Origin of the sequence: Hymenobacter actinosclerus (assembly GCF_900111515.1) — a bacterium.
Taxonomy (GTDB): domain Bacteria; phylum Bacteroidota; class Bacteroidia; order Cytophagales; family Hymenobacteraceae; genus Hymenobacter; species Hymenobacter actinosclerus.
In genome coordinates, this window is the sequence record NZ_FOHS01000005.1 from 55,055 (window position 1) to 67,204 (window position 12,150).

General features: G+C 55.4%; 11 protein-coding genes and 1 pseudogene. All 12 read right to left on the reverse strand.

Translation table 11 applies throughout. The annotated features are described in order from the left end of the window. Positions 1–3: 3 nt before the first annotated feature. Entirely contained in the window at positions 4–4,080 is a 4,077-nt protein-coding gene (locus tag BMY67_RS16360; protein WP_092773888.1) for a PKD domain-containing protein, read from the reverse strand. 692 nt (positions 4,081–4,772) lie between these two features. After that, a complete protein-coding gene (locus tag BMY67_RS19405; protein ID WP_177189887.1) occupies positions 4,773–5,006 on the reverse strand; it encodes an integrase core domain-containing protein in 234 nt (77 codons plus the stop codon). Further along, positions 5,003–5,380, reverse strand: a complete 378-nt coding sequence (locus BMY67_RS19855; protein ID WP_394333376.1) for a DDE-type integrase/transposase/recombinase — start codon at positions 5,378–5,380, stop codon at positions 5,003–5,005. The genes BMY67_RS19405 and BMY67_RS19855 overlap by 4 nt, the downstream gene beginning before the upstream one ends. Next, a pseudogene (locus BMY67_RS19860) lies at positions 5,281–5,526 on the reverse strand (hypothetical protein); the annotation flags it as partial. The gene BMY67_RS19855 and the pseudogene BMY67_RS19860, both read right to left, overlap by 100 nt. Before the next feature lie 35 nt (positions 5,527–5,561). After that, the gene (locus BMY67_RS16375) at positions 5,562–5,897 is read right to left on the reverse strand and encodes a transposase (protein WP_092773656.1); all 336 of its coding nucleotides are present in this window, start codon (positions 5,895–5,897) and stop codon (positions 5,562–5,564) included. A 104-nt stretch (positions 5,898–6,001) separates the two neighbouring features. Beyond that, on the reverse strand, positions 6,002–7,171 hold the full coding sequence (traN, locus tag BMY67_RS16380) for a conjugative transposon protein TraN (RefSeq protein ID WP_092773658.1): 1,170 nt from the start codon (positions 7,169–7,171) through the stop codon (positions 6,002–6,004). A 5-nt stretch (positions 7,172–7,176) separates the two neighbouring features. Continuing rightward, positions 7,177–8,337, reverse strand: coding sequence for a conjugative transposon protein TraM (gene traM / locus BMY67_RS16385; RefSeq protein ID WP_177189888.1), 1,161 nt, complete (start codon positions 8,335–8,337; stop codon positions 7,177–7,179). A 101-nt stretch (positions 8,338–8,438) separates the two neighbouring features. Continuing rightward, entirely contained in the window at positions 8,439–9,053 is a 615-nt protein-coding gene (traK, locus tag BMY67_RS16390; RefSeq protein ID WP_092773662.1) for a conjugative transposon protein TraK, read from the reverse strand. Between the two features lie 39 nt (positions 9,054–9,092). Then, the gene (locus BMY67_RS16395) at positions 9,093–10,181 is read right to left on the reverse strand and encodes a TraJ family protein (protein ID WP_092773664.1); all 1,089 of its coding nucleotides are present in this window, start codon (positions 10,179–10,181) and stop codon (positions 9,093–9,095) included. A gap of 46 nt (positions 10,182–10,227) precedes the next feature. After that, positions 10,228–10,698: a hypothetical protein gene (locus tag BMY67_RS16400; protein ID WP_092773666.1), complete on the reverse strand. Its 471-nt coding sequence runs from the start codon at positions 10,696–10,698 to the stop codon at positions 10,228–10,230. A 105-nt stretch (positions 10,699–10,803) separates the two neighbouring features. Beyond that, a complete protein-coding gene (locus BMY67_RS16405; protein WP_092773669.1) occupies positions 10,804–11,457 on the reverse strand; it encodes a hypothetical protein in 654 nt (217 codons plus the stop codon). Positions 11,458–11,488: 31 nt separating this feature from the next. After that, entirely contained in the window at positions 11,489–12,130 is a 642-nt protein-coding gene (locus BMY67_RS16410) for a hypothetical protein (RefSeq protein WP_092773671.1), read from the reverse strand. Positions 12,131–12,150 lie beyond the last annotated feature (20 nt).

The following is a 12,150-nucleotide window of genomic DNA, read 5'->3' on the forward strand; positions in this document are numbered from 1 at the left end:
ACTCTACTTATTTGAAGATTCAAGCAAATCGATAACTGTCTCGCAGTTGTTAGTGCTGCTGGCATACGTATCAAAGTAGTCTTCGTACTCGATCGTGTTGCCGCAGACATCGGTCACTGTACATCGAACCTGGATACGCCTGACCTGGTAATGATCGTAGCGGAATATAGGACTGTTATTGCCCGCGTCGTTCCATTCTCCCCATGTTCCATTTGGCCGGTTATACTCTTTAATTTCCCAGCGGTATGTATACCCTGAGCAGCCATTCTGCGGATTTACGGTGACACTTACATTACGCTGCCCACTATTGCCGTCTCCACGAGGATTACACAAATCCATGTAGGCGCTACCATCACGTGATATGTTTATATTAAGCGCATTCGATACAACTACTGCTAAGGTTTTTTCGACGGGGTTCATATCCGGTGCGTCAGCTACGACAGTGAGCGAATACGTACCTGTTTGAGCGTAAGTATGCGATTGTACATTAGAACCTTTGGTGGTACTACCATCGCCAAAATTCCAGCTGTAATTAATCTTGGAGTCGCAGGCTTCAGCAGTTGCCGTGAATACTACCGCTGAACCTGGGAAAGCATTACCACCCGTACGGGCTACGGCAGCTTCAATTTCCCGAGAGGTAGCAATTGAGTTAGTTTTCGTTCGCTTGAGAATATTGCCATCAGCATCTTTTACTAACCACGGCTGATTTTCAGCGTCGTACAGGTAATAGGTGGTTACATTATTCTCATCAGTTTCTGATGTTTTCCCCACCATCGGATGATAAGTGGCAGTTTTCATGCGAGCGTTTTCATGGTGAAATCGCAATTCATCAACCAGCACTGGTTGGTTTCCCGAAGGCATCCATGTGCTACATAGTAACCTCACGTCTTGGCCTGCAGGAATAGCTGCTCGCACGGCAGGATCATCAAAGTTGACTGTCGTTGTATACAGGTTCCACTTTTGCCGATCAGTAACCGTATAGCCAACCCCATACCAAGCAGGTCGATTGGTAGCCGTTGAAATAAGCCAATCACCGTTAGCATTCTTTAAGCCGATTATAACTGTCAGATTAGCCGCATTGGCCCCAGCCGGTAATTTTGCCCAGCAAGTAAACTTATACTTGCCCTTCTGCTGAGCGGGGGAAAGCACAAATAATCTTTCCGGACCATACTGACGTTGTGGTGAAAGCCGGATGCTACGCTTGCCGGTTTTGGCCTCATCTGAGTATTCGACGTTAGTGGTCCATGAATCAGGATTGTCATCGTCCTCAAAACTGGTATGCCCCGCTGTGGCCGCTAACGCACCGCTGCTGAATTTTCCATTTGCTACGGATGCAATAGGTAACATTCCCCTGTGTGCAAGCAGGTTGCCAGTCCATAAACCGGCTGATGTGAGTGTATTGACAGCATTACCGTAGCTATCCATCTCAACAGCTTTTTCCTGGTACTGACGTTGCGTAATACCTGAAGCGGCCTCAACTGTCCCAATGCGTAATGGCCATACGTAATTACCACCGTTGGGCTGGAATTCGTAATAAGTAGAGAAGGAGCCCTTCTTGTTACTATTAACATCCAGCCGATATGCTTCTTTCTTGAGCACGGTAGCATAGCTCTTGGCATTGATGAGCTCAGTAGGAGCATTGCCATCACTTACCCGAGTGTACTCAACAACGTAAGTGCTTTTATCACCTGCCTTTGATGTCTTTACCTTCGAAAGGAATTTATTCCGGTATTCATACGAAATGTACTGCGTCTGAGTGGCTATAGCACCTGCGTTGCCCCGGCGTTGGTCATAACGGGTAATAACTTGTTGCGTTATTGGTATCCAATCACGCTCTTGTTTGTATACTTTGACATTGTAGTAATAATTATACATGTCGTAGCCAAAAGCATACCTTTCTCTTGCTACAACAACTGATTTCAAAGCGGAATTGTCGTAATTATAGAAGCCATAAGTATTAGTTGTTTCGCTGATCAATCGTCCTTGCGAATCTACTTCTACTTGCTGTAGAACATGTCCCCTCTTGTTAGCCGAGCTACTTAATATACCGTAAGGGCGCTGATCTTCTGGAAGATTCAAGTAATTGCCAGCCAGACGCGGCGACATAGGATCACCGTCACACCAGGTTAACAAGCCTCCCCGCTCTTTGGGTAGCCCACCAGTCTCAGTATAGCAACCCGTGTCTTTATTATAGGGGTCTGCCGTTACTTTTACTGATCCGACATAATAATAATCAGCATAGTCCGACGCAGTTGAAAACTTATAGGCACTGCGTGATCCATTGGCGTGCTGTATAGTCACCCATTGATAATGAATAAAATCGACTGGAACTGGCTCTATGGGTTCACTGCTACGGTAAAGGAATTTATCGATTAAGTCGTCTTCCAATCTGCAAATATCTAATGCCCTGCCGTAGCCTCCCCATCCTCCGGGATACGCCGTTGACCAGCGTACCTTCTGCCAATCGTGAAATCGGGGGACTTTTACAGCTGGCGCAGATGAAGTAGTGGAGAGATTCCCCGTAACGGGATTAAACGAGTTATAATTTACGCTAACCGTTTGCGCCGGAATCGGCTGGTTTACATCGTAAATACGTACTTGCTCCAAGCGAACTCCACCAACCCGTGTACCGGTTACATCAATTTGGGGGCCGTAGGTTAATTCAGTATAGGCACCAGTTCCTTGTTGTATTTTATATAAGATGCAATTTTGAGCCGTTAAACCAGCGGAAGGTGTTCTGTCGCCTGATGGAAAGCGGGATTCTATGAAAGGCAACAATTCATTGCTAGCATTATCGTTAAAGTATCCCCAGTAATCACGGTTAGTGGCTCGACGAGAAACTGTTGAACCATACTCGCGATATAGAAAAGCAGTACTTGTTGATAAACAACCACTGCTTTTAGCGGAAATTCGATCCAGACGCAGACGTACATCATCTGAGTTGGTTGTATTGCTCGGGCCAAAGTGACTATAGTTAAAGGAAAAACTATTCATCACCTTTTCATCCCAGTCATATATTACAATCCGGTCCAACGCTTTTTCGCCCGGAGCATCACGCCGGCTAAATCGCTCACGGTAAAAACGTGCTGTGCAAACCGATGTAGATATATAGGATAAGTTCGCCTTCGATATTGATTGGGTAGTCGTTGTAGTTTCGTAACGGTTATTCATATGGCTAGCCTCAGTAGTGGTAGCCTCTTTACAGTTCTGCTCTTGGTAATTACATTCCTGATAGGCAAGTGCTATATGTGAAAAACCCTTATATACTACTGGAGTTCCGACAGAATATTGGTAGCCAAAATTTACCACATCTCCTCGGGCATCCTCCATTTTGGTTAGTTGCCAAGATGAAGTATATCTGTAATCTTCTTTGCTAGAGAAACGGCCTGTGCGTAACTGCTTGGTTTCAGTCTGCACGCGCGTAATATCTGAATGACTGAACGTGTAGCGTGTTCCCGTGGCATCAGTAGCGGTTATAGAATATATTCTTTTCGTACCAGTTGAGTAGATTATTCCAATTGAAAGGGTCGGCTCATTTAATACCCGTACATCGTTCGGTCCAGCAATCACGAAGTCAGCTTGCATCCCTGGTGCGGAGAGATGATATACATCATATTCGGAGTCCTTTCCTTGGCACAGCATTGGAGCCGGATAGGTACCACTGGTGCGGTCGATGATTCCAGCAACCCATGATTTGGCATCCGTATCCAACTCATCCGGGCGCCCTTTTACTTCACACTGCACGCTCCCGCCGGCCGCTAGTGCCCATCCGGTGCCTACTTCAGAAGCAACGCTGGTTACCTGCACTCCATTACCAGCGGTGTAGTACAATGCAAGAGGAATACTCAGGCTGCGGCTTGGTAACTGATATAATGGAACTGAAGGGCTAGCGGCGCCAGTGAAGAGATTGATAGGAATACCACCAACAATCGCAGTGCCCAGGCCTTTACCAGATGGTGGTGCTGCCACACTCTTGTCTCGCTCGGCAATGTTTTGCCCCACTGTTGTAGCAGGTAGAGCGTGAAAAAGATAGAAGCACAATAAAAAAAGCCTACAACAGAAAGGTAAGGTTAGCTTCATATAAGTGAGTTTGTGTTTTTACGTGAGTATATGCTGCATCCCAGCAGTGGGGAGCAAACAAGTAGTCCATGAATCAGCCCAGATGCCCTAGGTGAATCAAAGAAAAATTAAAAAATGAGGAGTAAGAGCGCGCAACAATCCACTACCCCATAAAGGTGATAGATGATGATAACCCACAAGGTGCGATACAAGTAAGAGCCAGTACAGAAGCTGCTTATAGCCGTTTCATGAACGGTTTACCCTGTCGTAAAGACGCAATATTTTGCGTCTCTTTGTTGCTAATATTACCCGGCGCCTACTGTCGGTCAACGACGAAATGCAAAATATTACGTCTCGTCTCCAACACGATATGCACTGTTCGCAAAACCGCTATAGCGGACGCGTAGCTAATTATAGGTCCGTATCCTGCGCGGCGGTTAGGTTGCCAACGAAAATGGCGTTACAATACTTTTTTGGGCTGATTTTCTTGTCATGATTCAGGTTGGTATCACGGAATTTAGAAAATACTGAAAAGCCGCTTGCTTGGCTGGGTGATTAAGTAGAGTAAACTTAGGCCGCGAATACAGACCACTCTTACTTAATACACCAACACAGTTATTCTGGGGACAAAAGTTGATTTTAGCATTGTGAGGTGGTCCAGCTGTATAGTCCCAGTGTGAGGTGGGTGTGTAGGCTTCCCTGAGGTGGTCTAGCTAAACCGGACAGCATTGGGACGTGGTTTGAAGTTGGGTTTCGAAGTGGTTGGGTGATTGATAATCGAGGGCGGAATGCCGGCGTTTGGCGTTGTAATAGGCGATGTGGTGGCTGATTTCGAACTTGGCTTCGGCGAGGCAGGGGAAGGAGCCACCGTCGAGCAACTCCGTTTTGAAGCGGCTCCAAAACGATTCGGCGTGGGCGTTGTCGTAGCAGTTGCCGCGCCGACTCATGCTTTGTAGGGCGCCATGTTGCGCAACCAAATCCTTAAAGCGGGAGGCAGTATACCGGCTGCCTTGATCAGAGTGGACAATGAGCCCGGCGCACGGCCAATGCCCGCCGCAGCGCTTCGCTGACCAAGTCCTCGGGCATGGCCAGAGCGCACGTCCCAGCCGACGACTTTGCGCGGGCAGCGGTCCAGCCATACGGCCAGATAAAGCCAGCCACCGCCCTGGCGGGGCAAGTACGTGATATCGCCCACCCAGACCTGATTGCGGGCTGTTGGGCCCGCAGCCCGCGGGCTTTGAGCACGCGGCGAATGCGCCAGCGGCCCACGGCGTGGCCCTGGTCCTGCACTTGGGCCCGCAGCCGGTGGGTGCCGTAGCACTGGCTGTGGTGGGCAAAGCTTCGCGCACGGCCACTTGCCAGGCGGGCTCGACCGTCGGCCCCTGCTGGCGGCGCTGCCAGGCGTAGTAGGCGTAGTAGGTGGCCGGGCCCTGCGCGCAGCACTTGGCAGAGCTGGCGCACGGGCATTTGGCCAGCTCGCTGGCCGATGTGCTGGTAGGTGCTCACCGCGCCTCAAGCGGGCCGAAGATGGCCAAGGCTTTTTTTGACATGTCGAGTTCCTGCGCCAGCCGCCTATTGGCTGCGCGCAGGGCCCGTCCTTCCGGGTCGCGGCCCACTTCCACACTGCCCACTTCCACACTGCCCACTTCCACACTGCCCACTTCGGCCACGAGTTGGGCCTGTTGCCAGCGGTAGAGCAGCTTGGGGCTGATGCCCAGTTGCCGGGCCGCGGCTTGCGTGCTGCAGCTCTCGCTGGCCAGGCGCAGGGCCTCGGCCTTAAACACTTCGCCGCATTTACGCCGTTTGTCGGGCGACGTCCCGCTGGGTTTTGCTGCCATAACAGCAGAAATATACGTCCTTCTTCTGTCCGGCTTACCTAGACCAACTCATACGGCCGGCTGACTGAGTAAGGACTCAAGCAGACGTAAAGCCAGAGCCGCCCCTATTGAAACGTGCGGGCTTTGAGCAGGTCCGAATTTGACAGGCGGAGCTTGATGTTGCGCCCTCCCCCCTTCTCATAGACTTCGACAATGAGCTGCTTCTGCTCGGGGATGGTAAACTTCTTAAACACGTACACCTGCTCGAGCTGGCCCTGGGCATCGATCTTCCGCTGGCGCCCATTGTAGACGTAGATGGGCCCAATCTCAATGGCCTGCTCGGCCGTGCGCTTCGCCACTTTCTTGTCCTGGATATAAAACTTGACAAAGTCCACGTCATAGGTCACGTTCGACTTGTTGGCCAGGTGCAGAGGAATGAAGAGCGTTTCCTGCCGGTAGCCAACGGCCCCGGCGCGCACCGTAAGCTGGTTGGCGCTCTCGCTGGCCGCCGAACCACCCCAGGCCAGGGCCTGCGTAGAATAGGCATCCAGGCTGCCCTGCGCAATGGGCGAGTTTGAAAGGATGGCCTCCCCGGATTCACCGGCGGTAAGCGGTGGGCTGGCCGCGCCCATATCCAGGCTGAGCACTTTGGGATCATGCTGGTAGCTGACGGTGAACAGGTAGAGCCGGCCGTTGGAGGTAAGCACCGTCATGTTGGTTTCGGCAAAGGACTTGCCCGCTGCCTTCACCCGGACAATGTTCTCGGCGCCCGTTGCCTTGGACGCCATGATGCCCGGGCTGCCCAAATCAACATAGGTCACCGGGTAAGGAAACACGAGGTGGGTGGTCTTCTGCTCGCTCACCTGCAGGGCCGTAGTGGGCAGCCGGCCCGCATCGGGGCGGCCATCAGCCGCCCCCAAGTCAAGGCCTACCAGGCGCGGGTTGCGCTGGTAATTCACCACGAACGAGTAGAGCTGGCCGCCCGCCAAAACGGTCATGTTGGTTTCATCAAAGCCCGCCGCCGCCGCTTTCACGCGCACGATGTTTTCCGAGCCGGTGGCCTTGGCGGCAATCAGCCCGGAGCTGCCTAAATCAACATAGGTGACGGGGCTGGGAAAAATCAGGTGGGTGGTCTTGTAATCACTCACTAGCAGCGGCATAGTTTTAAGCTTACTGGCCTGCTGAGCAGCGTCCGGCCGATTTTGGGCCAGCACCGTGTTTTGGGCCACTGCGGGCTGCGACTTGGCAGTGAGCAGCACCACTAGCAGTAGGGCTGAGGAGAGAGGGGTTTTCATAGGGTCTACTCTTTATCTACCTTGAGCATGATGTTGTAGCCGGCCTTGAGGCGGACTTTAACCAGGCGGATCTTGTTTTTGCCCAGATTCTTGGCCGCGCTTACCGCTACTCCGGCGGCCGCCATGGCCGGGTCGGTGCTCAGGCTCATCATATCGGCCGCATCCAGGCTGCTGGCGCCCGCCTGCTTGGCGGCATCGCGCGTGATGGCACCCGGGATGTGCAGCCCCTGCAGGCCGTCGACGTCGTAGACTTCCAGCGCGGCGGGGAACACGCTGTTGCCGGACTTAAGCGTCTCGATAGCGATGCTGAGCCGCTCACCGGCCAGGCGGCACTTGCCGTAGATGAACGTGTTGGCCGGCAACCGGTGCCCATTGATGAGCGCAGGCTCGGTGAGGCGCATTTTCACTAGCGAGCCCGTTACCACCTCCTGCGACTCGTGAATGACGGCCGGCAGCGTATTGGAATCGCCGCCCGACGAGCTGCCATTGTCCAGCCCCTGAAAGGAGGCTGTGCGCCGGCGGCCCGCCCCGTTCGAGCCCAGCCGTGATACGATCGCATCCTCGTCAATGGCCCGCAGCCGGGTGGCGGTCTTTTTCTTTGCCGGCGTCGCCGCCACTGCCCGCGGGGCCGCCGCCGCCCCTCCCCCACCGGCGGCATTTGACTGGGCCAGCAGGGCGGCTATCTGCGCCTGAGCCCGTGCGTCGGCCAGCTCCCGTTGGTGCTCGCTGCGCATGAGCTCCATCCGTTCCTGCGGACTCAGCGCGCCCGGCGGCGTTTCCGCTACCGCAGAGCCCTTACCCGCCGCGGTCCCGTTAAGCTGGGCCTGCTGGGCGGCAATGAGTTGGGCCTGGGCCGCGGCCACTGACTTGTCCACCGAGCCATTAGGACCGGCCGAGCCGTCGGCCTGAATGCCGTAGGACAGGCCCCCACCCGCGCTGGTATCGAGCTGGGGGTTGACCAGGCCGCGGTTGCGCATGGAGTCGACCGGGCTGGCGTAGGCTTCGAGCTTGCTGGCGACAATAGTGGCCTGCTCGGCCTGCGGCAAATTCGTGTTAAAGCCAGATTCGACATCCTGCGCGGCCACCCGCGTGCCCTGCCCGCCCCCACCTAGAAAGAACATCACGGCCATAAAAGGTACACCCACAACCGGCAGGAAGGTCGCCATCTTACGGGTTCGGAGAAATTGCGCGTCGTGCACTTTAGCAACCGTTGTCATAGCAGTGGAATAGGGGTAGCGAATCAGCAGGCAAGGCTTAGCGGGCAAGCTTAGCGGGGCAGGGTACTCAGGTCGTTGTTCTGCACCACCCGCCAGTTTTCCATCAGAAAGCCGTGGGGGTTGTTTGCTGAGCGCGTCACATCGCGCAGTGAGCACTCGGAAATGAAGTTGCGGGTGGTGACTGACGTGGCCCGGATAACGCGCTGCCGTCCGAAGCAGCGGGCCGTCAGCGGCCGGGAGTCGCCAATGATGACGCTGTCGACACTCATTTCCAGGCTGATGTTGGCCGCAATCAAATCGTTGTAGAAGCCTTTCTCCTTGAAGTTCTCATACTGCTTCTTGGCTGAGTTATCCGCCAGATACAGTGCCTTGTTCACGTTGAGATCAATGGCCTTCTGGTCGGGGTCGAGCGTGAAGAAAAGCTCATGAAACCGGGTGACGTGGCTGCGGGCTTCCACTGGCCGGTTGGCCCGCGCATCCTGCGCGCCGGCTGTGAGCAGCTGCCCTCCTTCCAAAACATAGATGCGGTTGGCCGCCGCGGTGGTTGACTCGAAGGCAAACCAGGCGATGGTGCCGGCCAGCACCAGCACTGCCACAATGAAAATGACGGCCAGAGTCTTGACCTGCTGGAAAGCGGAATCAATGGTTTTAAGCGAAGCGAACATGCCTGGTTGGATTTGCAGTGAGGGATTGCGGTGAAGCCCTTAGCCTTTGCGACTGAAGCGCTCGCGTAAGGCCGCGCCGGCCCGGTGACCAAACTCCTCGCCCCGGCTCATGCTTTGGGAGGCTGCCCAGCCGGCGGCGCCCTGGGCCACTCCCGAGCCGGTGCGCAGACTGGCCCCGGCAGCTGCGCCGGCAAACGCGGCTGGCGCGGCCACGGTGGTCGTAATAAACGAGGCCGCCGCGCTGCCCACGCCCGAGCCGTCAATGAGCATGTCCGCGGCTTTGGGAACGAAGATGTAGCCCACGATTGCCAGCACGAGCATACACAGGTAGGCGATATCGGCCGATTCCACGCTGCCCCCGGCACTGAGCTGCCGAATGTTTTCGTTGAGCATCGTAACCTGCACGTGGGCCAGGACCGCGGCGTAGATGTTGGCTACCGGCACCCACAGCGAAATGGTAAGAAAGTAGCCAAACCACTTCAGGAGCCCACCCCCAAAGCCGGGAAGAATGGCAATGCCAAAAGCCAGCGGGCCGGCCACACTCAGCAGCACCAGCAGGAAGGTAGAGATGAGGCTGATGGCCAGCTTGGCAGCCAAGGCACCCAGCTCCAGAATAGATTTAGTCCACTCCCGGAAGTTCTGCCCAACGGAGTACTGCACCTGATTCATCGCTAGACTGGCTTTGCGGCTCATATCTAATGCCCCAAGCTTGCCCAGTTCCTCTTCATATTTTTGATTGATTGCCATATCCGACTTAGCCTTGGCATCGGCTGCCAGTCGGTCCCGTTCGGTTGTGAGCCGATTTACTTCCGCCAGCTGGCCTATCCGGATGGAATCGGTGCCGTGCGCGACGGCCATGGTAATGCCCCGCAGCGCCCCGCACAGCGGCACAAACAGCAGAATAGCCAGGCCAATGGCAAAGGGCCGGAGCAGGGGAAACAGGTCGATGGGTTCTGCTCGAGCAATGTTGCCCCATACCTTGCTGCTGATGTAGAGCAGGGCCCCGATTCCCCCGATTGCCCTTCCCAAATTGATGAAGAGGGACGTGAAGGTGAGCATCTCCGTGTAAATGGCTTCGAGCTTTTGCTCATACACAGCCATGTTCAAATCAATAGCGGTTGGGTCCATCGTAAAGGAAGGGAATCAGGTTGTCGTTAATGCGGGTGGATTGAATCTATTGGGGTAGATAATGCTCGTTGTGAATACCAGCCAGCTTCTTTTTTGCCAGGTTTAGGTAGTGTGCCTGCTTGGTAGCTATCTCCCCGACCAAGGCGATTTGTGCCGGGTCCTGGTATTTAGATCCATCCAGTAAGCCCAATGCGGTTAGGTTGGCTTCACTCTGTTCAATTAGCCAAGCGAAATACTCTGTAGACTCTTTTGCGCGCGCCGGGCTCAGCTTCTCGTAACCCTGAAGCTGGCCGAGTTGCTCCAGATACTGCTTTTGGGTGGCCAGCAGCTGCTCGTGCTGTTGGCGGATGGTGGCTGCGCGTGGGTCCGGGTTAACACTTTCCCTGGGCGTAGCGGCGCTCGTTTCGGTGGTCGCGCCCGGGCCAGTAGCGTTCGGGCGGGTAGCAGCGTCCGAGCCGCAGCCGGCCAGTAGTGTTGCCAGCAGTGTTGCCAGCGCAGGCAGGAGGTAGTGTTTCATAACTCAGGGGAAATAGCGTGGTGGGTGGAGGCAAACCCTTAGCGTGCCGTCATGAAGGCGGGCACGGCGCCCACCGGCAGCCCGAAGGGTTTAGCAGGCAAACCCTTAGCGTGCCGTCATGAAGGCCTGCATGGCCGCGCGATCCTGCCGCTGCTGGGCCTGGAGTTGGGCGATAGCGCGGCACTTGTTGCCGAAGTAGTCCATCAGCTCGTGCTGCCCGGCAATGCGGTCGGCGATGTTGTCGATGAACTCGATGCGCTCGGGATCCGTCATCTTGGCTTTGCTGCTGCTCAGCACCCCAGCCAGCTCCCCGAGCAGGGCCACGTTCTCCTGCAAGAGCGCCTGGTACACGCTGGCCGCCTCGCTGAGCTGCGTGGGCGTGAGCTGCCGGGTCCGCAGATCTGGGATGGCGCTGGCGAACTGGCTGATCATTTCGCCCTGGTGGGTGTAGATCTCCTTAACCCGGCGGTAATTGCGGACCCCAGCGCTGATTTGCAGCAGGCTGCTATACCACTGCTCATGCAGGGCCTGGGTCTTGTCGATAACGCCTTTGATCTGGCCGCTTACCCGCTTCACATCCGCGGCCAGCCCCTTGCCCTGCCCCAGCAGCGTTGCTGAAACGCCCTGGTGGACAATCTGCTTGCGGGAGCTTTTCTCCGCAATGGGCGCCGAGATGATCGGCAGCTGGGCAAAAGACGGGCTGGCAAGCAGGGCCAGGCCCAGGGTGAGCAGCGAGAGTAGCGTGGTGCTGGTTTTCATGGCGGAGCAGCTTGTACAGTGGGCGATTGAATTAGCGGGCCCCCATCAGGGCATTGAGCGCCTGCGCGTCGCGCGCCTTTTGCTCGGCCAGGTGCATCTGCACGTAGTTGCGCTGGGTGTAGTAGGTGATCAGGCTTAGCTGGTCGGAGATCTTCACGTCTAGCTTATCAATAAAGCGCATGCGCTCGGCATCCGTCATTTTGAGCATGGTCGGGCTCACGACGGTTTGCAGATCGGAAAGCGTGTTGGCACTCTGCGTGAGCATTTTGGTGTAAACGCTGGTCATCAGCGAGAGCTGCTCGGGCTGGACGAAGGGGGACTGGCGCAGCGTTTCAATCGCGGTGGAATAGGTCTGGATGATTTTGCCCTGCTTCTCAAACACGGACTGCACCCGGCGGTAGGAACGCACGGCCGAGCTGACCTGCAGCAGCCCATCATACCAGGTCCTGGCCAGTTTGAGGTTCTTTTCCGAGAAGACCTTGGTCAGCTCCTGCTCTTTCACGCCGGCTTTGACCAGGATGTTGGCCGCCTTGGAAAGACCCTTCATCGTTTTTTGCAAGCCGGTCTGAATGCCCGACTGCACTTCCAGCACGGGGGCCGAAACCACGGCCTGCGCCCTGGCATTACCGCCGCTCAGGCCCAGCACGGCTAGGCTTAAAATGGTGAGTTTCATTCGCATGATTTCTTCCCTAC